The sequence below is a fragment of the Legionella maioricensis genome, from assembly GCF_023618015.1.
Taxonomy (GTDB): Bacteria; Pseudomonadota; Gammaproteobacteria; order Legionellales; family Legionellaceae; genus Legionella; species Legionella maioricensis.
Map to the genome: position 1 here is coordinate 135,543 of NZ_JAJKBJ010000002.1, position 26,599 is coordinate 162,141.

The window sequence follows — 26,599 nt, forward strand, 5'->3', positions numbered from 1 at the left end:
GCGGTTTCCCGTCATCGAGAAGCTTGCGACAAAGGAGCTCCTAAAATAGGCATTGAGCCACATTTTGGAGATCCTTCGCTTCGCTCAGGATGACGTTTCTTAACGGCTATGGGCCTTGGCCCAACCCCACGCTATGACTTACTTAGCCTGGCAAATTTTATCTGCCATGTAGCCAATCGCACCTGCATAATAGATAGAATTATTATAGCGCAAAATCATTTTATAATTAGGGAAAGCTAAAAATGTAGGCCCTCCTAAGGGTTTCACTATGCTGGCTTGCAGGTTCTGATACGGCAAAGGTTCACCACTTTCAGTACGCACCCCTAATGCATCCCATTCACTGACAGGCTTTATAATATTTTTACCTTCCATTTTCATATCAAATTTGGCTGGAAGTTTTACTTGTATTGCCCAAGGCTCTCCAGTTTGCCAACCATTTTTCTTCATATAATTCGCTATAGAAGCAAAAACATCTGGCTTACTTTTCCAAATGTCTTTATGACCATCCCCGTCATAATCCACAGCATATTTCACCCAACTTGAAGGTAAAAATTGCGGCTGGCCTGAAGCACCGGCCCATTCCCCTTTGAAATCTTGCAGACTAACATGACCTTCTTTAAGAATACGTAAGGCAATAAACAATTCTTTACGGAAGAATTCCTTACGTTTGGAATCATAGGCTAAAGTAGCTAAGGCCTTTATTACTGGGAAATTCCCCATATAAGTCCCATAGCTTGTTTCCATACCCCAAAAAGACACAATAAAACAAGGATTAACTCCATATTGTTGGCCGATTTCTTCCAGTACTTGTTTATTCTTCTTATATTCTCTACGTCCAATGGCAATTCGGTAATTATCAACCCGCGTAGTCCGGTACTTTAAAAAAGTTAATCGATGCTCGGGCTGAGAGTGCATAAACCCTTTAATTTGGCGACTTGGCTCATGAATTCCAGCAAAGGCTTCATCAAATAAACTGGGTGGAATGCCCTGTTGAAGTGCTTCCTCTCTAACTCCTGCAAGCCATTGATTCCAGCTTTGGCTGGCAAAAGCAACGTGTTGTAATAGCATAAACGCTATAGCGAGCCCCAACTTGTTCATAGCTCTCCCCTTTTTATTTAGTAACATGTCATGTCGACCCATTTCTATTTCTCTTTAATATTTAAACCATTAATTTTTAAATAATAACTGAAGTATCTTCTTTGAAGATAGACTTTTTATTCTTTAACTACTGAATGTCCCGTTTTTAGAATGTACAGAGTCTTAATGCGAATTACCAGTAGTGAACACAAGAACAGTAAGCAAGATAGATTTAGATCTCCGTGTCGCTCAAGGCTATTCAAGGAGTCATCCAACAATACCTTTCGTTACCTCTATATCAGGCACAACATTCACCTTAGTAGCATTACTGGAAAAATATATTCAAAAACATCAAGATGATACGCAGCTTATGGAGTAGCTTCAAATTTAGTAGTTGCATTACAAGCAGCACGCGATCGTTATAAAGATAATATGGAAGACAGGGATCTATTCTCAGACGAACTATTTAAAAGCACCTGTAGAGAGGCAATCAATACAGCTAAACCCATATTACAAAATGCTTTAGGTTAGGGAGACTATCTCACTAATCTGTTGAAAGCTCTTGCAAACGCAGTCATTAAAATAGTTACTCTAGGTCATAGAAATAATTTTTTTCACGCTAGTGAAGTCTGACTTGGAAAATGCAGTGGTAATAGCAGAACGAGATTTACAGATTAACAGTGCACCATGCCACGCCTAACTATTTGAGTAGCCCGCACTCTATTGCGGGCTACTGATAGACAAGATTAGAGTGCTTTCATAAATTCAGTTAAGTCGGATTTTTCTTCTTTGGTCAACTGTAATTGCAACACCAGGTTGAAAAACTCTACGGTATCCGCCAGGGTTAACAAACGACCATCATGCAAATAAGGGGGGGAATCTTTTATTCCGCGCAATGGGAAGGTTTTGATTGGGCCATCGCCAACAGCTTTCATGCCGTTAATCATTTGCGGTGCATAAAATTTTTCCGTCTGTAAGTTATGCATAGTGTTATCTGTGTAATAAGGCGGTGTATGACAGCTAGCACATTTTGCTTTGCCAAAAAATAGAGCCTGGCCACGAAGTTCAGCTGGAGTAGCCTTTGCTGGATCTAATTTTCCTTCCCAATTCAACTTGGGTGCCGGCGGAAAATCCAAAATTTCCTGGAATTCAGCCATGAAATGCACTTGGCTGCCGCGCTCCAGAATATTGACTCCTTTCTTAGTAGCGATGACCGGATCGCCATCAAAATACGCGGCTCTTTGCTCAAATTCGGTAAAATCCTCCACTGTTTTCAAAGCACGTTGAGACCCAAATAAACGCTGGATATTCAGTCCACGTAAAGTGGGGGTATTGATCCTATGGCGAAACTCTTGTGGCCGAATATCACCGACCAGATGAGTTGCTTTGTTAGTATGGCCGTTGGCATGACAATCCAAACAGGCCACTCCACGACTAGGTTTTACAGTACGTCGGTCCTCAGTTTGGTTAAATTGTTGCTGAGGAAAAGGAGTGACCAGCAGTCTTAGGCCTTCCAGTTGCTTGGGATTCAATATCCCATTAAACAACTCATAGTAATTCTCGATAGTAACTAATTTTCCTTGCGACACATCACCAAGATCCGGTCTGGTTGTTAAGTAGATGGGAGCAGGAAAGGGTGGTAAAAAATGGTCTGGAATATCAAAGTCCAGATCAAAGCGAGTTAAATCTCTGTTTTCCTGCTTATTGATCTCATCAATTGCAAATTTGGGAAATAGCATGCCTCCCTCAGGATGATTAGGATGAGGTAAGGGTAAAAAGCCTTGGGGAAATAATTTTTTGGTTTTGATTTCATCAGGGCTCATGCTTCCCAGCTGCTCCCAGGTTACCCCTTGAGGTAACTTGACCCGGACGCCTTCCTGAATAGGTTTGCCGTTAGACATAGTCGCTGTTTGCGAAGGATTATTACTCAAATCATAACGTTGTTGTAACAGATCCTGTTGCTTCTTATTAATCGCGTCTTTCGCGGCACTCATGCGTTGCAGAATAGTTTGAAAAGTTTCATTAATGACGACTGGCATATAACTTGTCGGGAGGGATTTCTCGGCAGGAGGTAACGCAGAATCCGCATAAACCAAAGAAAAAGTACTGCAGGTTAATAGCGCCAGCACCAAGGATTTTTTTAGCATAGTAAATTCCATTTATCATGATGACAACAATTTCATCATCATAAAATACTTATATATTCAATGCAATAAGTCAATTTCTGCCCTCAGTGAATTAAAATCAATTGCCTAATTAGCCAAGTCGCCGAGATGAAAACTTCGTTGTATCATCTACAATGACCACAATTAACAATCCAGGATAAAATCTATGTTGAATGACTCAATAATAAAAAAATATTTGCTTTTAGGGGGCTTATTTTTGTCCTCCCATTTTTTGTTTGCTACAAATTCAGCCTCAATAAATGAAAAAGAGCTCATGCCCCGCCAAATTTTTATGTTGGAAAAAGCATTAGCGCCAACTAATCCCAAAGGAGTTGCAACAGCGTGGGCAGAAGCGGTGAAAAACAGAAATGGAGCGGTGCAATACATGCTGCAGTGCCCCGACTTACAAAAAACAACGCTTAATCATTTCATAGAATTAAATTGGGTCACCGGGGTATCCAGTCCGTGGGTATCAAGCTACAAAATTACTCCTCCACAAACAAAAGATAATATCTGGAAATTTACTATTCAATATACCCTCACGGCCAGTGGCGATGCGCACTGGAGCAATAGGGATGAAATTAAGGTGGTGCGCCTTGAAAACAGTATTAACTCATCACAAGAATGGTGCATTAGTCAATTAAAGCAACGCGCTATGGAAAAGGCTTAACTGTCTAAAGTTCAACTCATGAACCGTTCAGGCTAAGCAACACTTAAGAGCCCCCTCTCTTCACACGCTACGCGCGGTGAGAGGGGACCTTAGGTGTTTCTTATCCGAAACTGACGTTAATTTATTATTCTCTTAATATTTCCTTAATGTTTTTTTTATAAAGTTTAAGAGGTTCATCATCATGTAAGGGATTATCATGAAAGGAAGACTTTATTATCGTTCAGATACAAGACCCCCAGAGCAAATCTTTAAAGACGGTTTTTCCCCGCGAATAGATGGATATGGGGATGGATGGTGGAAAGAGGCCATTAAATACAGAGGATATACCAACGATTGCGGGATTAATTACCAATCTATTGATGGTGATGCCAGTGTTTGTATCTGCATGACGACTAAACTCGAAAGTGCGCCCATTTTCCCCTTAAACACCGAAACATCCTATATCTATGCTATTGCGCTACCTGAGCCTACTAAAATTGAATATTTAGGTAAGGGCAAGGGTGAAGTAAGGCTATCCAGAACATCAGATACACCCAGTGATTTCGAAAACATCATTCTGGATTTTCATAGTTTTCAAGCCACACAAACTGGGAATATTTGCAGATTTTTTGATCATGGGGTAGACAATCTTGGAGCCTATGCGGGGTGGTCTTTATATGCTTATGAAGCACTCGCTTATAAAGTTCCTCCACAATCAATCATATGCGCAATCAAATGTGTTCGAGAAAAAGCGGACCAACCACTGGAGGTTTCTTGTGAGATTGCAACTAAGCCTAAACGCTCTGAAGATAAAAAATTTGTTTTAGACGGCCCTGTCATAGCCAATTCAAATTTTTCCAGTGCACATACGCTAAGTATAGGGCAAGGGTGTGAATCAAGATGGGATTATATGGATTATAACCCGCTCAAGGAGCAAGCCCGAAAAGAAATACAAGCGGTAATAGAGCAGGGCGAAACCAGTACGCCCAATATTTATTATGGTCTGGGTGGAAAAACGTTTTAAGCCAAAAATGAAAAAGACCATTAGCAGCATGCTTTCTTGTTTTTTATAAGTTCTTGCGCTTTACTTATAGTGCCTTGGAATAAAATCTCAAGAGCAAACGGGATAAAGGATCTTTATATTTACACTTGAACATGTAGTTTATATTCAAGAATATGGAATTAACTCATGCATCAGAGTCTGCCTTTAATAACAACTATGGCAACGACATTGGGTTTGGCTCTGGTAATGGGCTTTATCGCGATAAAGCTCAAATTACCCACCCTGGTTGGTTATTTATTGGCAGGAATTATCCTCGGCCCTTTTACTCCCGGATTTGTAGCTAACACAGAAATTGCTGCTGAGTTTACCGAGATTGGAGTGATGTTGCTGATGTTTGGGGTGGGCCTGCATTTCTCCCTGGATAACTTGCTTGAAACAAGGAAAATTGCGTTACCAGGAGCATTAATCCAAATTGTTATTGCTACTGTTCTTGGTGCTTGTATTGCCCTTTTTTGGGGTTGGAGCTTAAGTAATGCTTTGGTGTTTGGCTTGGCACTATCCGTTGCCAGTACCGTAGTATTAATTAGAGCGCTTGAGTCCCAGGGCCTGTTAGGATCTATAAACGGACAAATTGCTGTAGGCTGGTTGATTGTTGAAGACATCGCAATGATTCTTGTGCTGGTCTTTTTACCATTCCTGGCGGCATGGAATGGTGGGCCTGGTGCGTACAACCATCATAGTTTGTGGTTAATATTGGGCATCACCCTCTTCAAAATTTCATCATTTGTTATAGTAATGCTCTTAATGGGGCGCTGGATACTACCCAAGATATTATGGCATATTACCCGCACGGGTTCTCGCGAACTTTTTACTCTCTGCGTTATTGCTACAGCAGTCAGCATTGCTTTCGGAGCATCTAAATTATTTGGTATATCATTAGCGCTGGGCGCATTTTTTGCCGGCATGATCATCAGAGAATCCAAATTTAGTCGGCGCGCAGCAGAAGAATCATTGCCCTTTAGGGATGCCTTTGCCGTATTATTTTTTGTCTCAGTAGGTATGTTATTCAATCCCTACATTTTTATAGAAAAACCGTTACATGTTTTAGCCGTGGTCGGCATTATTGTGATTGGAAAATCAATTGCAGCTGCAGCATTGGTTCTCGCTTTTCGTTATCCATTGAGCATAGCGCTCACGGTTTCAGCGAGTTTAGCTCAAATTGGGGAGTTTTCATTTATCCTGGTAGGTCAAGGAGTGTATCTGAAATTGTTACCCGTTGAAGGCCAAGAATTAATTCTTGCCGCAGCACTTATCTCTATAGCCATAAATCCGTTTATTTTTAAATTGGTAAACCCGCTACAATCCTGGATGTGTTCGAAGTTTTCCTGGATTCAATCTCTCGAGCGTTCTGAAGATCCATTGGCCGAATTCCCAAGAACAACTGAAGAAAAATACTTATCAGGCCAAGTTGTTTTAATTGGTTACGGCCAGGTTGGTAAACGGGTAGGAGCGATATTGAATGATCACGGTATTCCCTATGTAGTTGTGGAGCAGAACCGAGAGCTGGTTGAACACCTGAGAAAACGCAAAATAGCTGCAATCTTTGGTAATACTTCGGAAGCACCAGCCCTTATTCAGGCACATATTACTCGCGCCAGTATGCTTGTCATTGCCACATCAAGTATTTTTAATTTAAGACAGATGATCAGCAGGGCACGAGAGCTTAATCCTCACATTGAAATCGCAGTGCGAGCACACAATAAGGAAGAAGCCCACTTATTACAGCAAGAAATTGATGGAACTTTTTTCCTGAGTGAAGAAGAGCTTGCAAAAGGAATGATTCAGCATATTTTAGCTCGTTTTGGCATGTCCGCATCTACAGAAAACCATGAAATAAAATAACGTGCTAAGCGACTCATTTTAAGTTCATTATTTTATCGACTTTGTAGACAACCCAGCGGCATACGCCCACAGCCATTAAGTTAAGGAATCTAGGGTAATATAACGTGTCAACGTAATCAGGGAAATGCTTTGTTGCTTGACACCAAAATCCTGGATTAGCCTGGGCTAACCCAGGCTACAAAGGCTATAGATGGATATGGCTGGTGAAAAGAGGCAATTAAATACCGCGGGTATACTAACGATTGCATTATTAATTATCGAACTATTAATGGTGATGCCAGCGTTTGTATCTGCATGACGATTAAACTCGAATATCCCCCTATGTCTCACTCTCTGGGATGTTTAGGGTTTGGGTGTAGTTTGAAAGGGAGACGGTGAACCAGGCTCCACCTCGCCTTCGGCAGTTGCGGAAGGTCTGAGCTCACTAAAACTTTCGTTAGCCTCTAGAGGGTCATGGAACATCCCCAAAGAAGACTCTTTAGGCTGTAGTGTATTCGGTAGAGGTGATAATGGGGCTCTATTCTCCGTTTTTGGTGCAGCTGTAGGGCTGGGAGCTGGTGAATTAGGGATTGCAATATCATTACGGTCTTTCATTTTTTGAAGAAACTCTGCGGCACGTTCTTTGGCTTCTGAGTCTTTGTAGGTTCTACTCCCTGGATATTTTTTTTCTACTGCTCGTACACCATCTTCTGAGGAGGCCGCTCCTCTTAAAATTGAGTGCAAGTCGTTTGTAAATTCCTCATCACTTATATCAAGGTCAGAAATATCATGAAAATTATCTGACCAATCACCTACGCCTATACTGTAAGCAAGCACTTTACCATTCATATGATGGGAAATTACATAGGTCGTTTCAAGACCACCCGTTGCCTTCTTCTTATCCTCCTCGTCCTCTTCTTCAAGAGATTTCTTTGGCAAAAATATATATTCAATCGCATCATCTGTTTTTTTTTCTGCTTCAGGCTCTTCATTAGTCTGCTGTTGGGAACTACTTATCTGGCTTTCTTTTTCCAAGTCTCTCGCCCTTTGCTCCTGTACAGTAAAACTAATTAACATTTGTGTATTTTGCTGTTCTTGATTATTCTTTTTTAAATTCTCTATTTCTAATTGTCTTTTGGTCATTTTTCATCCAGATCATGCATTATTTGGTATTCTATTTATTATAGTCCAGAATATGAATTCAAGGAGCGCTCATCGTTGTGCTCTACTGACGGACGAGGATTCTCTTTGCAATAATTAAACGCTACTCACTGCGTAAGGAAGCCATGGGCTCCAGTTTTGCAGCACGACGGGCCGGATAAAAACCAAAGAAAATTCCTGTTGCGGCTGAAACTAAAAAACCTGCTATGGGGGGAAGCCAATATATGGAGAAAGTCCAGCCGCTAAAATAAGCAACAACCCGGGTGAAAATCAGCCCTAAAATAACCCCTAGAATACCGCCTAATAAAGAGAGCATCACCGACTCAACAAGAAACAACGCTTGAATTTCACTGTTTCTAGCCCCCACTGCTTTTCGTATCCCAATTTCTTTTTTTCGTTCACTGACGGAAACCAACATCACATTCATTACCCCGATCCCACCGACCAAAAGTGAAATTCCGCCAATAACAGCCAATAACAAAGTGAAAATATGTCCCTGACTTTCCATGCTGGCTATAATTTGTTTGGCACTGCGAGGAAAGACGCTGAGCTTGGGTATCTGGGAACTAATGATTTGTTTTATCTCTTCTATTACCTCGTCAATGGGGCTATCGGGTTTAAGCTGAATCACCGCATTATTAATTTTTGCATCCTTACTCACCAATGAGATGCCCGCCAGAGGAATGATAGCGGCCTGATTGATATCCTCATTAAAAAAACCATTTTCTTTCCAGTGATTGGCTATACCAATGATAGTATATAAAGATTGACCTATACGTAATTGTTTCCCTATAGGATCATCAAAGCTGATTTCTTTTATTTGGCGCGCTAATCCATCACCAATGACACAGAAATGTTCAAAGGACTCTAAAAAGGAAACAAAATGGCCTTGTGCTAAAGTAACATGCACAATATTAGCCAAATTCTCATCGGCACCGATAACCACCCCTTGCATCAATTTGCCATGGAAACTTAGTGGTTGATAGGCAGTACTATAAGGTGCAATTTTTAGAATAGAGGGAATTCGCTCTGGGAGTTGCTGCCATTGATTTACTGATAATGAATCATCTCCACTTCGTGATTTACTGGGCGTTTTTTCATAAACAGCCACCGCAAGTAAATCGGTACCTAAAGCCTTGAATTGCTCCAAAGCTTTTTCGGTAGCCAATTGGCCACAGCTGATTAGGGCGACTACAGCAGCAGTACCTACCAAAATGCCTAAAACAGCCAGAAAAGAACGCATTTTAGAGGAAGTTAAATTAACTAAGGCCTGCTGACAGTGATTGACAAACTTCATTACCCAGATTCTCCAACAACAACTCCATCAACAAGAGTAATTCGTCGTTTGCATTGTGCGGCGACATGTTCATCATGCGTCACCATGATGATGGTACGGCCTTCCTGGTGTAAGGCTAAAAACAAATTCATTACTTCTGTGCCCGTCTTGGAGTCCAAAGCTCCAGTGGGTTCATCAGCTAAAATCACCTGGGGTTCGGTAACTAAAGCCCTGGCGATTGCTACCCGTTGCTGTTGACCACCTGATAATTGCGTCGGGCGGTGATGCGCGTACTGGCGCATGCCGACGTGTTCAAGCGCTTTTAATACTCTTTCTTTAATCTCGGCGGCATTAACCCCTCTGTAAGTAAGAGGCAATGCCACATTCTGAACGGCGGTAAATCGAGGTAATAAATTAAATTGCTGAAAAACAAAGCCTATGCTCTGATTGCGTAAAAAAGCAGACTCATCGTCACTTAAACCCGCTACATTCCTATTTTTTAGCGTATAAGTGCCCGAATCGGCTTTATCTAATAAGCCGATAATATTCATTAAAGTAGATTTTCCGGAGCCGGAAGCACCAACAATAGCCAGCAGTTCCCCTTCATTGACGGTCAAGGAAACCTCTTTTAATACAGTAGTACTGATTCCTTCAAGAGAATAAGTCTTCACCAAGTCGGTGAGCTTAATCAATGGACCATCAATCATAAACCACCACATCCCCTATTTTCAGACCGGTCTCTACAACCACCGAATCAGCTTGAGCAGCGCCCGTAGTGATAATTCGTTTCTCAACAGAGCCTTGGGCAAGCTGAAGAGTAACAATACTATTACCCTTTTCTCGCTTTACTGCCGCAATAGGAACTAATAATTGATTATTACTTTCTACATTTAATTCAATTGCAGCACTCATACCCACCTTTATCCAGGGTTGTTGCTCGGCAGTCAATGATTTTACTTCAACTACTGCTGTAAAGGAGGGTAAACCGCCATTGCTGGTATTAGAAGCCTGAGCATTCACGGCGACTAAAGTGCCTTTTAATTGATGCTTGCCGAAGGCAATACCACTAATGGTGGCGTTCATTCCCGGACGGATTTTATCAATATCTATTTCCGGAACATCAATCTCGACGCTAATGCCGCTTAAATTACCAACTATGGCCAATACCTGTCCGGATTTCACTGAGGAACCTACGGTAATTCGCGTTGCTTTATCTTCACCGGATTTTGGTGGATACAGCATCACCCCATCACTTGGCGCTTTCAAGCGAATGATATTATGATTGGAAGTCAAAATTTTTCGAACTTTATCAAAATCCGATAAACTTAATGCGGACAAATTTTGCGTCTTATTTTCATCCATCTTTTCCAGCATTTCAGTCAGTTTACGCGTTGCTTGCATTAAGGTCACTCGCGCGGTATCCATGCCTGATTTTTCACTTAAATAATTATTTTTAGATAATAATCCTGAATGCCATAAGTCCTGGGTACCGGCAAACTTTGCTTTTGCGATGGTATAACTGTCTTTAGCCTTTAAATAATCGGTCAATGTATCATTATATTGTTTTTGCAATTCATTAGAATTCAAAGTTAAAACAACATCACCCTTTTTGACCATCTGACCGTAATGAAAATCCATCGATTCAACTACTGCTTCCATGGGACTGGTCAGCGTGCTTTCATGCAAAGGCTGAATGGTTCCTGTAAAATGCAGGGTTTTATGCAAAGGCCTTGATTTTACTTCATAGGTCTTCAAGGTTGTGGTTTTCTGCTTTTCATGATGACCGCAAGCTGCAAGATTCAGAGCTAAAATGGCTCCAATAATCATTTTTAAATAAATATTCATCCGCCATACCTTAGTTTAATTTGCCAGTAATCCAGCGTGGTTCCTAAAGTCCGTTGAAGGGCTGATAACTGATTAAGATACGCAATCTTTGCACCAATTAGCCCTGATTGCGCTTGAATCAACTGATTCTGAGTATTATTTACATCTAAAGCACTTGAAATACCTGCCTGTAATTTTTTCTTTTCCAATGCATAGGATTGCTCAGCCAATTTCACTTGTTTTTGGGCTAATTCATAACGTTTAGCCAGACTTTGGATCGTATTAATCGTGTTAGTAATGTTGGTAATCAATGCTCTTTTAGCCGCGATCAGATTAATTCTATCTTTTTCCAATCTCACTTTGGCATTAATTAACTGACTGCGGCGATTTAAATCGTGCAAGGGAACAGTTAGGGTCAACCGTGCAGATTGATTTACATTATTCCCATTGTAAATACCACGTAATCCCCCATTAAGCCCTGTTACATCATTTACCGTACCACTTTGCACACTTCCAGCAGCATCCAATTGCCACAATTGTTGATTTTTTGCCACTTTGTAGGCACGCTCATCGGCACGCAATGTCATTTTCTGGGCTAAATATAAGGTATTATGATTAAGTGCTGTTTCGATTGCTTGATGCAGATCAGGAACCATGAGCTTCTCTAAGGTCACATCACTGGGAACTGATAAATGCATATCCGGATCAAGACCAATCGTTTGCAACAAATCCTGGGCGGCCGTATTAAAGTCATTTTCGGCCTGCTCTACCATCAAGCTTAACGATTCAATTTGATAGGATTGTTGAATATTGCCGGTAGGTTCCAATTGCCCCGCTGCTATTTTTTTTTCATTAATCTCATATGATTTTTTAGCTTCTTTTAGCTGCAAACGCTGATTTTGTAAATTATTACCGCTGAGAATCAGCGAACGATAAGCGATAATGACTTGGGTAATCTGATCGACAACGGATTGTTGTAAATTTAATTTATTTAACCATTCGCTATCAATGGCATTCAACAGTCCCACTTTATTAACTGACGAGCCAAAGCCCCGCAATAGAGGTTGAGTCACAGTAAAATTTAACTGGGGATTATAGCCATTGTAAATCGCTACATTATTATCTATAGACAATGAGGCCTGGGTACCCAATTTGGTTTTTAGTTTAAGCTCAGGACTCCCTACTAAGGTACGAGTGGTATCACTACCAACGCCATTAAATGTATTTTTCTGGATTACGCCTGAGGCACCCAAAGCATATTGCAGTTCGAATTCATTATAGGCCAGACGCAACTGATAACGTTGAATAATGCGATCTAATTCTGCATTTTGAATATTAGGGTTATAGCGTAAAGCCAATAAGATTGCTTCTCGTATGCTCAAATGCTGGATGACCTTACGACGGGAAGCGGGTGAGGTAGGTAGTTCTATCCAGTGCTTTAGCACATATTCCGGATTTGCAATGGCCTCACGCAGACGAACTCCAGCCTCTTCCACCTGCTGGGCTTCGGCGGCAGGGTCATCGACCCAACTGTACAGATTTTTAGATTCAGAAGATTTAGCTGCCGGCCAAGCATTAAAGCCAAGCAAGCTTAACAACAGGAATACCTGTAATAACAATCTGTTTTTCTGTAAAAAATTCACTGATGTCATCGCCTGTTGTTTATTAAAAATTATCTCTCCGTGGCCTATACGAGGCCTTCGGAGGTGATTACTCGATCAATTCGTTCCTAATCCTGGCACGGAAAATTTTTGTTTATCCTGCAAACGTAATGCGGTCAATGGACCACCCCAAAGACATCCGGTATCTATTGCATGAATTTTAGGATTGGGACTTTTCCCCATGAGAGCCGCCCAATGACCAAAAACAATATCAACCTCAATTTCTTTACGCCCTGGTACTGCATACCAAGGATAAAGATTAGCAGGAGCCTTATCAATAGTACCTTTATAACCCAATTCCAATCGGCCCCGGCCATCACAAAACCGCATGCGGGTAAAATAATTAGTAATGGCTCTTAACCTATCCAGTCCCATTAAGTCACCAGACCAAATATCGGGCTTATTACCGTACATATGAGTTAAAAACTCCTGATAACCGTCTCCGGAAAGTACTGCCTCTAACTCTTGAGCTAAGTGTATGGCTTGAGACAAATCCCACAGAGGGGCTATCCCTGCATGACTCATCACGACCTTTAGTTCAGGGGAGTAATGAAGAATGGATTGCTTTCTAAGCCAATGCCCCAAATGCTCTCCATCAGGTGCCTTGAGAACGATTTGAATCGTATCATCATGCCCTTTCCATGGCCGCTCGCCAAATAGAGAACCTAATAGATGCAAATCATGGTTGCCTAAAGTGATGATGGGGGCAAGGGGTAAAGTACTAATAAAACGCAAGACAGCTAATGACTCTGGACCGCGATTCACTAAATCACCAACGAACCACAAACGATCTGTTTTTTCATCAAAATCAATTAAATCCAGCAGTCGTTGTAAAGGCTCGTAGCATCCTTGTACATCTCCTATGGCATAATCAGACACCGCGCTTTACCCCGGGGGCCAAAAATGATACTTCGCTTTCCGCATTCTGCCATCCTGTGGCCGATAATTTTTGCAATGGTGCCACAACCAGTACGTTTTGTTGCTGGGTAAATTGGCTAGGGTATTGTGCTCTATGCACTAACTCTGTTGAAGATAAGGTTTCCACTATACCTGTATTCAACTGTACGACTTTTACTGATTCAGGTAAGGCAACAGCATACTCCGAAAAGACAATGCCGCTGTGCATTTGTTGATTATGCGTCTGTTCAAAACGACTCATAACAGAGCCATCAGCACCTCGACGATGAAGGCCTAAAGATAAAAAGCCATTTTGTACCGCCTGCCAGTTCTTATACTCTGGATGTTCGCGCACAAATAACTGAAACATTTCCTGGCACATCAACATACCGCCCGGTACCATAAATAAAGGCGCCTTATTAATCATAATTCGGCCTTCACCCAAAACCTTGACCATCCACTGAATGAACTCAACCCCCATTGCTTGTTCTTTTTCGGCTAAAGTTTCAGGCACTCCACCTGAAAAAGTACCGGCCCTACCATAACGTCCAGCACGATTTCCAGTGCTCTTGCCCATAAATTCCATAATATAACGTTGGATGGCCAAGGCATCTGCACGAATTAAAATCGCCCCTAAAGTACCTGCCGAACGTTGATCTTCATTTAATAAAGCCAACCAAACCGCTAATATCTGTGGATTAGACGCAATCCAGGCAAAGCCGCTAGCCGGCATCAAAGCTCTTGCAATCAATAAATTTAAACGACGGCGAAACTCAATATCAGATTCTTTCTGAAACTCATAACTGTAATAACTGCCGGTACTGTTCAAACTTTCCAGCAATGGATTCCATTGTTTTAATAATTGGCCGTTGCTATCAAATAAATTAATCCGATAATCCACAAATAATTTACCTATCCCCTGTAAAATTGCCGCGGAATAAAGAGCATATTGCCATTGTTTCTGTTCTTCAGATATTGAATCCGATGGATCCTGAACCATAAACTCCTGAAACAGACTTAATGCTGCTTCGGTGCGATTTAGAGCATGGTCCACCAATCCGCCCGGCTGTGAATAATAACTGTTGGTGGTTTCAGGCAGACTTTGGCAATAATTGACCAAATTTTCAACCAGAACGGCGCACAAGCTTTCATAGCGAGAAGGCTCCAGACAAGTAAGTTCTTTCATTTTTTGCAATAGTGCTTGTCTTTTATCTTCAGCTAAAAACTGAGGAGCAGCTACATGTCGCACTAAATCCTTTAATGATTTAGAGTGTGCCGATAAGGGACTTTTTCGTTGACGATGAAACAAGACAACCTCCACATTCATTTATTATTTAATTTTACACTAATTGGAAATAAATTTCGCTAGTTGGACATATTCAGCGACAGAAATTTGTTCTGGCCTTTTGCCACCATCTATTCCCAAGTCAGTTAATTGAGCTAAAGAGATGATTCCTTTTAAATTATTAGTGAGTGTTTTACGCCGCATGGCAAACGCACTGGCAACTAATCGCTCCAACTGTTCTACTGCAACTGTTTCAAAAGGAGATGTTTGAAAAGGAATAAGACGCACTACTGCGGAATCCACTTTGGGTTGAGGGTCAAACGCTTCCGGGGGCACATCAAATAAATGCTCTACCTCACAATGATATTGCAACATGACACTTAATCGCCCATAGGCTTTGGTTCCAGGCACTGCTGCCATACGATCGACGACCTCTTTTTGCAACATAAAATACATGTCTTTTATACAGGGGGCAAATTGCAGTAGATGGATAAGTAGAGGAGTAGAAATATTATAAGGTAAATTACCAACTACCCTTAAATCAGAACCAAATTGACTGAAATCAATGGTTAGCGCATCCGCTGAAATTAAATCCAACTTACCCTGCGCGATGGGTAACTGAGCTAAATAGTGTTGTAAATCTGTATCAATTTCAACAGCAGTCAAATGCTCCAGTTTGCGTAATAAAGGCTGGGTTAATGCCCCCAAACCCGGGCCTATTTCCAGCATATTATCTTTTGCCTGAGGATTAATGGCGCGCAAAATTTCATCGATAACATGCCGGTTTTGTAAAAAATTCTGACCGAAACGTTTACGTGGGCTGTGCCTCACTTTTATCACCTACAAAAAATCAAAAATGAATTATAACGTGCTTGAGGAAGTTATACTAATTACTTCATCATAGAGGAGGTTATGCATGAAACGACAACCCTTATTATTCTTTATAAAACAATATGTTACTATAATTTCTTGTGACATCTTAATAAATCTGAGAAACATCATCTCGAACATCGTGAGAGATCTCCTGAACGGGCATTGTACCTGCATTTGGAGATCTTTCACTGCGTTCAAGATGACGTAAAAACAGCTTAAGCCAATAGCAGAGTACAGTAAGCTTATTTTTTGGTTAGCAGCTCTGTTTGGGAGAGAATATAGCGAATAATTCGCTGCGCTCTTTCTTTTTCAACGCGAACAGGATCGTAGATTAGGCCCAAATAATCCCCATGTTCTGTACTGCGAATCATAAAATTCAACTGCTCCGGACATTGATAATTCCAAAACGGAAATTGGGTCAAGTGCCTCACACTCATTTCCAGAATGGATTCTGCCGACTCAAACAATCCTTCGCTGGGTAGAAGTTGATAATAATTAAAAATGAAATCCGGTTGTTTATAACCACTGGCACTCCGATCCTGATGACTTAAAGGACGCTGAATTTTTTTTATCGTTTCCAGAATGGAAAATTGAGTCGCTTTCACTAACTCGATGAAATTAGATGAACCTGTTGGCACCAATAAAGGAACATTGTCTGCAAAATAGCCAATCATATCTGCTTGCGGCAACATAGAACGATTGGATTTAACAAGACTAATATAGACTGCATCAAAATGGTACTCTATGGCGATTGCCTCACTAAATAATTGCAAGTAAATCGCATAGGGAGTAATTTGATGGTGATGACAGAATTCATATAAAATCTTCACTTGCTCTACATTTATTTTTTCATAACATAACTCTCCAAATGAGCCTGTCTTTTGTGCTTTCGCTGGCAAGAGATGTTTTGCCTGTGCTGAAATTTTTTGATAATAATCGCTATTCACTCTTTGGGTCTGTGAATAATATTTCTCCTCTTCGCTATAGAGAGATAAATATTCCTCATTATCATTGTGGCTGATTATTCTTTCCTTTCTTAGGTGCTGATAATAACGGACTTCAAGTTGCTTCATAAGAAATTCTGCAGATAAGCCGTCCATAATTAAATGATGAATTTTCACCAATAATAAGTCCGGCTCATTTTGGGCCTGAATAATCCAACAATGCAATAATGGCGCTTTATCTATAGCTAATGGTGTGGCTAATACTTCATTAATCGCTTCAAAAAGTTGTTCTGTTTTAATTAGCGTAATGAAACTATTTTTTTTATGTGAAAGAACATAATTTAAACCATTATCTTTAATCACAAAATGAGTCCGTAATGCGGCTAGTTCATCAATAATGGATGAAAGAGCTTGTTGCAAAACGTCCACACTGTACTGATTATTCAAAAGTTTAAACAAAGGAATACTATAGGGGCTTTCATTAGGGCATTTTTTTAATAACTCCCAAAGATTTTGTTGTAAAATTGAAGCAGGACGCTGAGCAATCACATGCTCCTCAGGGTTGGAGATCGTGGTTATCAAGGGCTGAATGGTTTTAATTCTCCATTGCGCCAAGAGAAACCTGGCATGCTCTTCACTGATTTTATCGGCGCGATATTTCAATGATAAGCGCAAGCCTTCTTCTGTTTGCAATACTTTAAAGGAGAGCAATCGAGGCTCATCTCCCCACAAAGAAGATTGCACGTTACAACAACTGGTCTGCATCGCTGTCAAAGTGTCATTAGCGAAAATATTTTGATTAATATTTTGAAAATCAAAGGATATCTGCGGTAACAAATCATGCGCTTTTAATAATTGAATTCTAAAGTACTGATGTTCAACAAGCCCCATTAGTTGTTTTTGTAATGCTTTTAAATAAAGAATAGGGTCTATGTCGTCTACCTGGTCCAGACAAACAATCACATCATTGGATACATCGCCAAATACATTAGTAAATTCACCGCTCTCTCTCCCTGAAAAAAATACGACAAGACCTTGCCTTTTTCGCTTAAATACATTCTGCAGGGTTTGAGAAAGCGTCATTAATAAGAAATTACTCAAAGTCAGCTGATTTTGCCCCAATAGGTTTTTATTATTTTCTATTAAATCCATGGGAATGGAACAGTTTATTACCACGGCTTCTTGTGGAAGATTAGTATCATGGGCCAATGGAACGTCTACAGGGACGGCATTGAGTAATGGTTGCCATTTTTCACGCAATAGTGGTACTTGATTGTGAAAATGATTCTCTCGTTGCCAAATGATGTATTCCTGATACGATTTAGCTAAGACAGGCTGGGTCCCATTGGCATAATGGGTAACCACTTCATGGAGAAACTGATTGGCAGATAATCCATCGGCGAGTAAATGATGCAAAACAGTTAACCATAAATACTCGTTTTCTTTCTCTTTAATTAAGAGACAACGTGCCAGTGGGCCTTTTTTTAGATTGAATGGTTTTCTGAAAAACAAATTCACTTCGTCCTCATCAAGCGAGTCGGCATAACTCACCTCAATTTGAGCCTGCTCTACATTATTAATACTGATCTGAGTCAACACTTCATCAAATTGAAAGAAAAATACATCGTGACTTGCAGCAACCGACCTAATCGTTTCTTTAAAACGCTCATAAGAGATATTGCCCATCAGGCGTACCTGCATGGGAATGTAATAGGCTTTAGGATCTTGGGTAGTCTGTAGATAATTCCATATCTCCTGCTGTTGCAATGAGATTGGGAGTTGCTTTATGCCTAGCGTTGCAGCCAGTGGATCGAGCTTATTGGGTACTATTCTATTATTTAAAAAATCAGTAAGGGCTTCCGTACAAGCATGTTGAAAAATGTCTTTAGAGGTGACTTTTGCCTGCGGATAGATCCCATTGATTGAGTAAGCGAGTTGATTTGCCATAATAGAATCCATACCCATCTCAAACCAGTTTTGACTGGTTTTTAAGAAAGATTCGACTTTTAATACCTTTTGAGCCAGTTGATTGATTGTTTCCTTAGCCAAAGCGAGATTAGTCACCGGAGGCTCACCAGCAGCGCTTACTAAGGGACTGGCAGGGGGAAGATTCGACCGAGTCAACCGTTCAAGATTAATATCGGCATAAATGAGCTCAGCAGGACTGGGGGATAATTGCAATGGAATAAAGGTGCTTTGTTTCTCAAGAGTATTGATGCCTTGTGATGCTAATGCCTCGGTAAGTAATGATTCATTCCTTTTAAACAGCCCAGTGTTTTTTATTGGGCCATAATTAACCACCATGGAAGGCAGTTTTTGTTCTATTCGATTTTGATTTAGTCCATTGAGAAAACCATTGGCTGCAGCATAGAGTACTTGTCCCTGATTACCCAGCACTGATGCCAGAGAGGAAATTAAAATGAAATCCTCCAGGTTCATTGATTGGGTAGCCAGATGAAGATTCCAGGCGCCTAACGCCTTTCCTTTAAGCAAGCTCTCCAGCTCTTCCGGAGTAGTGTCCAACCAGAGCTTATCATTTAGTTCCCCAGCAGCGTGAATGATGCTGGTTATGGGCGGAAAAGAATGGCTTAATTCGGCAAAAAGTGCCTGCGTATCAGCATAATTACTTAAATCACATGAGCGATAACTCAACGTTTTTTCATCCCGAAGCAGGTTTTTAATGTTACTATTCCAAGGCTTGGGATTATTGCTACGCCCCACACTAATGATTGTTTTAACTTTATTTCTTAAAAGTTGCTCAATAAAATATTGCCCTAAATCACCAGTTCCTCCTGTAATAAGATAAACTTTATTGGATAGTGTTTTTTGCCTGGAAATAGCGTTTTTTTGTGGTTCGAAGGGAACTATAGCTTCGGTTAATACCTGCTGTTCCACCACACGCAGACGGGTTTCTTTAAATACCTGCGGGTTGGCGACGGTTTGCCACAATAAAGGATTTTTCAGGTCCTTCGCATCGATGATATTTAAATGCCATTCAGGATGTTCTTTATGGATTGATTTCAATGCTGCAATTAAGGTTTGTCCAACTACTGAATCAGTATGGGTAACATAAATAAACTGTTTCTCACGGGCTTCAGATAATACATAGCGGCTCAAACGATAAAAATAGGTCAGCTCACCTATAAAGTTCTCGGTTTCTGCCTGACAAAAATAAACGATCACCTCATGCTTTGTAATCAATGGTAATGTTTCTTCCGCTAAAATTAAAGAGAGCGTCATACTGGTTTCGGGTCGGAGCAACGCTTCGACATATTGAGGCGACTTACTGGTAGTTGAATCGGAAGAAATCAACAGAGTCCTTAATTTTTTAGTGGGTAGCTCAGTTGACACGGCTGCCTCAAACCAGGCGGTTTGATAGAGCATTTGCGTCCATTCTTTTCGTAAAGGCAGATTTTTTTTGATTTTCAGCCAATATTCGCTACCGTGGAAAGGATAGTAAGGCAACTGGACAGGGGCAAATGCATTTTGATTGTACAAAATTTGCCAATTTAAATCCCAGCCAGATAGATAAAACTGCCCTGTTGCATTTAAAAGATCAGTAAAACCTTGTTTGGTATCCAGCATGGAGGGAATACTGATAAATTCATGGCTCAATAGTGCCAGGTGGCTTAATACAGGTGAAGGTCCTATTTCCTGAATCAAGTTAATTTCTTGTTGTACCAGTGTTTCAACACCGGCTAAAAACGCTACTGAATTGAGTGCATGTTGACACCAATAAGTAGCATTATAGGTATTTTCCATTGCTGCTTTACCAGTCACATTACTGATAATCGGTAAAGTTGGTGCATGATAAGTAATGGTGTTTGCTTTCAAATAAAATGCCTCCATCATCGGTTGCATCATCGGGGAATGAAAAGCATGGGATGTGGGCAATTTTTTATAATGCATGTGGTGTTGTCTGCAAAACAGCGCCGCAGCCTCAATTGACGACTCAGGACCGGACAGCACCGTCTGTTCGGGACTATTATGCGCCGCAATAGATAAATCTGAATTATTCTTCAGAATCAGGTCAATACCTTCAGCAGGAGTATGAACAGCAATCATCCCTCCATTGCCAGGCAACTCTGCCATCAGTTGAGCACGAGCACAAACCAACATCAACGCATCAGCTAAAGACATGACTTCTGCAATAGTTGCTGCAACATACTCACCAAGACTATGCCCCAATAATGCTGCAGGTCTAATACCTAATGCCAACCACCAACGGGCCACTACATACTCAAAAACGAAAAGAGCGGGTTGAGCGTAGAAGGTATTATTAATATCAATAGAGTCAGGAGTATCGATTAATATCGTTTTTAACGAATAAGGAAGATAATTATTAGCAACTGCACAACACTCATCAATAAGTTTGGTAAAGAACATTGAATGAGCATATAAATCTCTGGCCATATTATTTTTTAATGACCCTTGCCCAGTAAATAACCATGCTAATTGGTGATTTCCATGTATTTCTCCCTTCTGTGGGTACTGGTGGAGTTCCTGAAGCCATTGTTCTTTATTATTCGCGACAATAAAACAGCGATAAGGGAAATGATTCCGACCGGTTTGTAATTGATAACACATGGCTACAAATTCCTGGGTAGGTATCTTTTCTCCAAATTGTTTGTAATGCTGCAGGTAATCATCCAAGGTTATCTTATCTTTAGCACTGAGAGTCCAGAGACAAGGATGTTCCTTTTCAGAAAGAGAAGGAATATCCTGCCGCGGAGCTGCGCCTAAAATCAAATGGGCATTCGTTCCGCTAAAACCAAAAGCACTTACCCCAGCGTAAAGCGCCCCTTCGGAGTTGACCTCAACCGGTGTCGTTGGAACAATCATATTGTCCTGAGTATGAATTTTGGGGTTAAATTTTTTAAAATGAAGATGTGCAGGAATTGTTTTATGATAGAGCGACAAGGTCGTTTTGATTAATCCTGCAATACCTGAAGCCGCTTCAAGATGGCCGATTCTTGTTTTCAAGGAAGTGATGTAAAGCGGCGTGCTGCGTCCTTCTCCATAAACCTTACGAATTCCCTCCCATTCAATAGGATCACCCAATGGGGTTCCTGTTCCGTGCGCCTCGACATGACATACTTGTCCGGGTGTTACATGAGCAGCTTGCAATGCGGTCTGCATTACTTTGATTTGAGCATTAAGATTAGGAGCGGTCATCCCATTACTTGCTCCATCCTGATTGACGGCACTCCCATGAATGACGGCATAAATTTTATTTCCATCTCGCAATGCATCATCCAGACGTTTCAGAACGATCATGCCACAACCTTCTCCACGAACATAACCGTCGGCTTGTTCATCAAAGGTATGGCAATGATTAGTTGGAGAGAGCATGCCACTTTTAGAAAAAATAATATTATTTTCAGGAGATAAAATCAGATTGACGCCACCGGCAATGGCCAGATCGCATTCGTATTCATGTAATGCTCGGGCCGCTTGATGGACGGCAACAAGCGAGGAAGAGCAAGCCGTATCGATGGCCAGACAAGGACCTTCTGTTCCTAAATAGTAAGCCAGACGTCCAGCCGCGGTTGAGAAACTGGTTCCTGTTGCCTGATAAGTACCTAATTCCTCCAGGGAGGTATTTTTTTGAATCAACGTATCATAATCATGGGTGCTAATCCCCAGGTAAATTCCAGTATTGCTATTTTTTAAGCTTGAAGGAGCAATATTAGCATCCTCCAATGCATGCCAAGATGCCTCAAGACTAAGACGCTGTTGCGGATCAAGATATTCAGCTTCACGGGGTGAAATATTAAAAAAAGGAGCATCAAATTTTTTAATGTCATTTAAAAATCCACCTGCTGTTGCATAAGTTTTACCTTCTTGATGTGGATTTTTACTAAAATAAAGTCGATTGTCCCAGCGCTCTATTGGTATAGAACTAATGGCATCATTTTGAGTCAGTAAATACTGCCAAAACTCATTTATATCGTTTAGATCGTGCTGCGATACTCCGGGAAAACGGGCATCCATTCCAACAATAGCAATTGGAGTATAAGCAATAGAATGGTGGTTGGTATTGGTTGAACTATCCTGATTGGTTAAACCCAAGACCAACTCCTGAATATTGGGATATTGCCAAACAAGCCATGGTTCTAATGTTTTGTTGGTATATTGTTCCAATTCATGAAGAAACTGGGCTTGAGCAACAGAGTCCAGATTATAATCTAAAAACGGACGAGTACTTTCAATTTTATTGACGTCAATAGCGCAATGTTGGGCTATCCAGCTTTTTATCCAATCCTCCAGTGATTTTATTGGCAGAGGAGACCTATTAATGGCCTCGGGTTTGGTGTTTAATAAGTGAGCCAGTACTCTTAACTGGTTTTCCTGATAATTTCTCTTACATGTGCTGCGCTGAATTTTGCCACTGCTTGTCTTGGAAATGCAGCGAGGTGGTATCAGAATAATATCATAAGGAATAATATCAGCTTCATCAAAGACCGCTCTTTTTATTCCCTGTAAGATTTCTTCATAGACCGCTGGCTTTAAATGCTTTTCGGCCTCAGCAATAATGACTATTTTTTCTTCGTTATTTACTGCAATCGCAAATGCAGCAGCACTATTTTTTATAAGTCGGGCATGTGATTCATAAGTGATCCGCTCTATATCCTGAGGATAAATATTACGCCCATTGATAATAATTAAATCCTTCAGGCGTCCACAAATTATAAGATGATTTTCTTCATCCAGAACGCCCAGATCCCCTGTACGTAAAAAAGGCCCCTCACCCGTATCACTAATATAGTTTTCAAAGATTTCTTTTGTTTTATTCTCATTCTGGTAATAACCAGCAGCTACAGAATGTCCTTTTAACCATATTTCTCCTACTTGCTTATTAGGCAAGCTTTTATACGTTTCAGGACAGACAATACGAATATGGTAATGAGATTCATTAATAATCCCACAGCGTACTATATCAATTACTTCCTCATCATTCTCTGGGCCTAGCAGTTGTCTTTGATGTAAGCCCTTTTTAGATACAGAGATAACACGTGGCGCCAAATTAGTATTAATTGAAATGGCTAAAGTTGCTTCCGCCATACCATAAGCAGGTTTCATGGCTCTTGGTTTAAGACCAAAAGAGGCTAATTTTCTTTCAAAATTCGCAATAGTGCTGGATTTAATTGGTTCAGCCCCATTAATTAAATGACATATACTGGATAAATCAAGATTGGATTGATCATTCACAGCGTTTAATGCAAGTTCATACGAAAAATTGGGGGCCATGGTGAAGGTCGCTTTATGATCACTCATTGCCTGTAACCAGAAATGTGGTTTCTTCAAAAAAGTTATAGGGGCCATAAATACCACGGTACTACCATGATAGAGAGGCAATAAGGTGCAACCGATTAAACCCATGTCATGAAAAATAGGTAACCAGGATACGACTACTTTTATATTTTCTAAACCGAGTCCTTGTGCCATTAATTTTATATTCGCAACAATATTTTCATGTCTGACAATAACCCCTTTGGGAGCTCCAGTAGAGCCAGAGGTATACTGCAAAAAGGCAATGTCATGACTAAGAATTGGGGTAGGAATAAATGATGCAGTAGTTTTTGCCAAAGCGTCTGTACAGATTATTTCTGCTTGTTCAGGAAAAGCAAAGTGATTATGATCACAATGGTTTTTAATAGCACTTTGAGTCAGAATCACATCAATTTTGGAGTCATCAATAATACCTAATAATCGTTCGAGATGTCTTGTTTTTCGTGGAGGATAAGCTGTAACGGCTATTTTACCCGCGAGCAAAGTAGCAAGAAAAGCAACAATATAATCAAGCCCTGAATCAAACAGCAGCAAGATAGGACTATTGCTTTTTGTACCTTGGATTATAATAGCCAACTCAGTCATCTTGTTGCATAACTGTTCATAAGTTAAATATTCGGAAGTCTGGTAATCGTTTTTAAGAAATTTGAGGGCTATTTTATCGGGGGATTGTTGGGCGTTTTTAAAAATGGTATTGATCAATAAATCGTTGGGATCGAAGCTCATCTCTACCTCTCCTCAAGCAAAAAGAGAACACTTTCGCATCCCTGCCCAAAATTTGCACAGTCTTTTATAAGGTTAGACCACCCCATGGCGTAAATCAATTAAAAATCAAATGCTTTTTTAACCAATTCCGCTTTGAAAAATTGCACTACTTTTGTGCTTTGTTATCTCCAGAGGCAGTTTTTTGAAGAGAGAATCAAAGAAAATACTTTTAATATCATTAATTTAATGATTAAAAGCATCGATAAAACGGATGGTCGGCTAATGCCAGAATTTCTTTGTCTCCGCTACTGTCTCCATAAGCATAAATTTCCGTATTTTTGGTAATCCAGGGTTGCACTTTTTTGGCTTTCTCTAAACCATAACAGCTGGCTCCAGAGAGATATCCGGTAAACTGATTGTTATTCCCCACCTCAAATACGGTACATACTACGGCGTCAAAGCCATAAAACTCGGCCCAAGCTTTTATATAAACATCATAAGCAGACGTGGCTAAAATGCAGTAGTGTCCGTTTTTTTGATGTTTTTTCAAGGCGTTAATTGCTTCATCTTTGAGCAGATGAGGTATTTGAGTTTGGGCAAACAAATCACCCCAGGATAATATTACGTTTCTGGACTTATTTTTAAAAAAGAGCCAGCAAATAAAGAGGTTTAAACTATCTATTGTGATTAATCTACAGGAAAACAAAATTAAGGCGGGGAATAAAAATGGCATTAGCAGGATGAATTGCCCGGGAAATACAAATCGCAAAAAAGGTAAAGTAGTCGATTTTTTAGTTAAAGTCCCATCAAAATCAAAAATGGCGACAACATGACCTTTATCCTGATTTTTTTGTTTTGTTAAGCTCATAAAAACTCTCAAACTATTTTCTTGTAACTAAAAAGCTCAAATCTCTTTTGTCGATAAGTAAATTTAGATAGCCTAGGGCTATTTTTGCATGATAAGCATAGTGAGGAATTCTGGTGGGATGTTGCATCCCCTTTAATAGACAAAAATAAAGCCAAAAATACCATTTCAAAATGACGATATTCATTGCATGATGCAATTCTTCTGGCGCGATATAGTAAGGACCTTGAAAAGCAATCACCTTGTCAGGATTTATGGTAAAAACTCTTGCATTTTCCTCAATGCACCATGCTAGTAGGGTATCAAGATAATCGGCACGATGATCAAAATCACAGGCAGCCTCCCAATCAATAATCCAAAAATCTTTATCTTTATTCCACAGTACGTTTTTAGGTTTTAAATCATTATGACACACGGACTCTAAAGACAGAGCATTTATTGATTGCTCTAAACCATCCTGGCTATCCAGGATGAATCGGGTTATTTTTTTTATCGGTTCAAAAGGAGTAAAATAGTTCAGAACCTTGTCTAGTTTTGCCCAGTAGGAGTTTTCCACCAGCGTATGCGCGACCTCAAGGAAATGAGCACTTTTGTGTTTAGAGAAATCCTGGTCATAGCTTATGGCTCCATGATGCATTTGAAACAGCTTATGACTGATTCGGCTAATCATTTCATTATCTATAGCCAGATTTTCTATAACCGAGCCATCAACATAAGGAAACAACATATAAAAGTAATTTTTACTTTCCACAAAAACACCTGATTTCCCTTTTAATGCGGGAACTACATTCCCAAATTGTTGTTGCTTTCTACAAATATCTTCAGAAAAAGATAACGAGGTTTTGATCTCATCTTGAGTAGCTTTATATACTCGCGCATACTCACTCAATTCTATTTTTTTAAGCAGGTAAGAGTTTGTTGCTGATTGTACTTGATACGCTTCATTGACATCGCCCCCCGGCATGTAGGTTATCTTCTCTGGAAGAAGTTCCAGGGAGTAATTTTCTTCAATTAAAATCAGCTCATCTCTTGTCAACATA

At 40.3% G+C, this 26,599-nt stretch carries 16 protein-coding genes; 3 read left to right on the forward strand and 13 right to left on the reverse strand.

The window, feature by feature from the left end:
• Nucleotides 1-138: 138 nt before the first annotated feature.
• Both LOX96_RS02895 and LOX96_RS02900 read right to left on the reverse strand, forming a co-directional pair.
• On the reverse strand, nt 139-1,098 hold the full coding sequence (locus tag LOX96_RS02895; protein ID WP_250420445.1) for a lytic murein transglycosylase: 960 nt from the start codon (nt 1,096-1,098) through the stop codon (nt 139-141).
• A 725-nt stretch (nt 1,099-1,823) separates the two neighbouring features.
• Nucleotides 1,824-3,224: a cytochrome B6 gene (locus tag LOX96_RS02900; RefSeq protein WP_250420448.1), complete on the reverse strand. Its 1,401-nt coding sequence runs from the start codon at nt 3,222-3,224 to the stop codon at nt 1,824-1,826.
• A gap of 292 nt (nt 3,225-3,516) precedes the next feature.
• On the opposite strand from LOX96_RS02900, the gene LOX96_RS02905 reads away from it, so the two are divergent.
• The 3 genes from LOX96_RS02905 to LOX96_RS02915 all read left to right on the forward strand — a co-directional run bounded on the left by LOX96_RS02905 (nt 3,517) and on the right by LOX96_RS02915 (nt 6,796).
• A complete protein-coding gene (locus LOX96_RS02905; RefSeq protein WP_250420451.1) occupies nt 3,517-3,912 on the forward strand; it encodes a hypothetical protein in 396 nt (131 codons plus the stop codon).
• Nucleotides 3,913-4,108: 196 nt separating this feature from the next.
• Nucleotides 4,109-4,915 carry a hypothetical protein gene (locus LOX96_RS02910; protein WP_250420454.1) on the forward strand — a complete coding sequence of 269 codons (807 nt, stop codon included), beginning with the start codon at nt 4,109-4,111 and terminating at the stop codon, nt 4,913-4,915.
• A gap of 165 nt (nt 4,916-5,080) precedes the next feature.
• The gene (locus LOX96_RS02915) at nt 5,081-6,796 is read left to right on the forward strand and encodes a cation:proton antiporter (protein ID WP_250420457.1); all 1,716 of its coding nucleotides are present in this window, start codon (nt 5,081-5,083) and stop codon (nt 6,794-6,796) included.
• A gap of 342 nt (nt 6,797-7,138) precedes the next feature.
• On the opposite strand, the gene LOX96_RS02920 is transcribed toward LOX96_RS02915, so the two are convergent.
• The 11 genes from LOX96_RS02920 to LOX96_RS02970 form a co-directional block, all read right to left on the reverse strand.
• Complete coding sequence (locus LOX96_RS02920) at nt 7,139-7,918, reverse strand: hypothetical protein (protein WP_250420460.1); 780 nt, start codon at nt 7,916-7,918, stop codon at nt 7,139-7,141.
• Nucleotides 7,919-8,039: 121 nt separating this feature from the next.
• Nucleotides 8,040-9,233: an ABC transporter permease gene (locus tag LOX96_RS02925; protein ID WP_250420463.1), complete on the reverse strand. Its 1,194-nt coding sequence runs from the start codon at nt 9,231-9,233 to the stop codon at nt 8,040-8,042.
• On the reverse strand, nt 9,233-9,919 hold the full coding sequence (locus LOX96_RS02930) for an ABC transporter ATP-binding protein (protein ID WP_250420465.1): 687 nt from the start codon (nt 9,917-9,919) through the stop codon (nt 9,233-9,235). The genes LOX96_RS02925 and LOX96_RS02930 overlap by 1 nt, the downstream gene beginning before the upstream one ends.
• On the reverse strand, nt 9,912-11,057 hold the full coding sequence (locus tag LOX96_RS02935) for an efflux RND transporter periplasmic adaptor subunit (RefSeq protein WP_250420467.1): 1,146 nt from the start codon (nt 11,055-11,057) through the stop codon (nt 9,912-9,914). Before LOX96_RS02935 ends, LOX96_RS02930 begins: the two co-directional genes overlap by 8 nt.
• Complete coding sequence (locus tag LOX96_RS02940) at nt 11,054-12,679, reverse strand: TolC family protein (RefSeq protein WP_250420470.1); 1,626 nt, start codon at nt 12,677-12,679, stop codon at nt 11,054-11,056. The genes LOX96_RS02935 and LOX96_RS02940 overlap by 4 nt, the downstream gene beginning before the upstream one ends.
• 75 nt (nt 12,680-12,754) lie before the next feature.
• Complete coding sequence (locus tag LOX96_RS02945) at nt 12,755-13,576, reverse strand: symmetrical bis(5'-nucleosyl)-tetraphosphatase (protein ID WP_250420473.1); 822 nt, start codon at nt 13,574-13,576, stop codon at nt 12,755-12,757.
• Entirely contained in the window at nt 13,569-14,903 is a 1,335-nt protein-coding gene (locus tag LOX96_RS02950; protein WP_250420476.1) for a TraI domain-containing protein, read from the reverse strand. The genes LOX96_RS02945 and LOX96_RS02950 overlap by 8 nt, the downstream gene beginning before the upstream one ends.
• 36 nt (nt 14,904-14,939) lie before the next feature.
• Entirely contained in the window at nt 14,940-15,710 is a 771-nt protein-coding gene (gene rsmA, locus LOX96_RS02955) for a 16S rRNA (adenine(1518)-N(6)/adenine(1519)-N(6))-dimethyltransferase RsmA (protein ID WP_250420480.1), read from the reverse strand.
• 284 nt (nt 15,711-15,994) lie between these two features.
• The gene (locus LOX96_RS02960; RefSeq protein WP_250420482.1) at nt 15,995-24,715 is read right to left on the reverse strand and encodes a type I polyketide synthase; all 8,721 of its coding nucleotides are present in this window, start codon (nt 24,713-24,715) and stop codon (nt 15,995-15,997) included.
• A gap of 229 nt (nt 24,716-24,944) precedes the next feature.
• On the reverse strand, nt 24,945-25,562 hold the full coding sequence (locus tag LOX96_RS02965) for an HAD-IB family hydrolase (protein WP_250420485.1): 618 nt from the start codon (nt 25,560-25,562) through the stop codon (nt 24,945-24,947).
• A 13-nt stretch (nt 25,563-25,575) separates the two neighbouring features.
• Nucleotides 25,576-26,598, reverse strand: coding sequence for a phosphotransferase (locus LOX96_RS02970; RefSeq protein ID WP_250420489.1), 1,023 nt, complete (start codon nt 26,596-26,598; stop codon nt 25,576-25,578).
• Nucleotide 26,599 lies beyond the last annotated feature (1 nt).

Excerpts from the sequence above, each read along its gene's own strand:
- LOX96_RS02935 (WP_250420467.1), bottom strand. The coding sequence starts at position 11,057 with ATGAATATTTATTTAAAAATGATTATTGGAGCCATTTTAGCTCTGAAT.
- LOX96_RS02925 (WP_250420463.1), bottom strand. The coding sequence starts at position 9,233 with ATGAAGTTTGTCAATCACTGTCAGCAGGCCTTAGTTAATTTAACTTCC.
- LOX96_RS02920 (WP_250420460.1), bottom strand. The coding sequence starts at position 7,918 with ATGACCAAAAGACAATTAGAAATAGAGAATTTAAAAAAGAATAATCAA.
- LOX96_RS02930 (WP_250420465.1), bottom strand. The coding sequence starts at position 9,919 with ATGATTGATGGTCCATTGATTAAGCTCACCGACTTGGTGAAGACTTAT.
- LOX96_RS02965 (WP_250420485.1), bottom strand. The coding sequence starts at position 25,562 with ATGAGCTTAACAAAACAAAAAAATCAGGATAAAGGTCATGTTGTCGCC.
- LOX96_RS02915 (WP_250420457.1), top strand. The coding sequence starts at position 5,081 with ATGCATCAGAGTCTGCCTTTAATAACAACTATGGCAACGACATTGGGT.
- LOX96_RS02900 (WP_250420448.1), bottom strand. The coding sequence starts at position 3,224 with ATGCTAAAAAAATCCTTGGTGCTGGCGCTATTAACCTGCAGTACTTTT.
- LOX96_RS02905 (WP_250420451.1), top strand. The coding sequence starts at position 3,517 with ATGCCCCGCCAAATTTTTATGTTGGAAAAAGCATTAGCGCCAACTAAT.
- LOX96_RS02970 (WP_250420489.1), bottom strand. The coding sequence starts at position 26,598 with ATGTTGACAAGAGATGAGCTGATTTTAATTGAAGAAAATTACTCCCTG.
- LOX96_RS02895 (WP_250420445.1), bottom strand. The coding sequence starts at position 1,098 with ATGAACAAGTTGGGGCTCGCTATAGCGTTTATGCTATTACAACACGTT.
- LOX96_RS02960 (WP_250420482.1), bottom strand. The coding sequence starts at position 24,715 with ATGAGCTTCGATCCCAACGATTTATTGATCAATACCATTTTTAAAAAC.
- LOX96_RS02910 (WP_250420454.1), top strand. The coding sequence starts at position 4,109 with ATGAAAGGAAGACTTTATTATCGTTCAGATACAAGACCCCCAGAGCAA.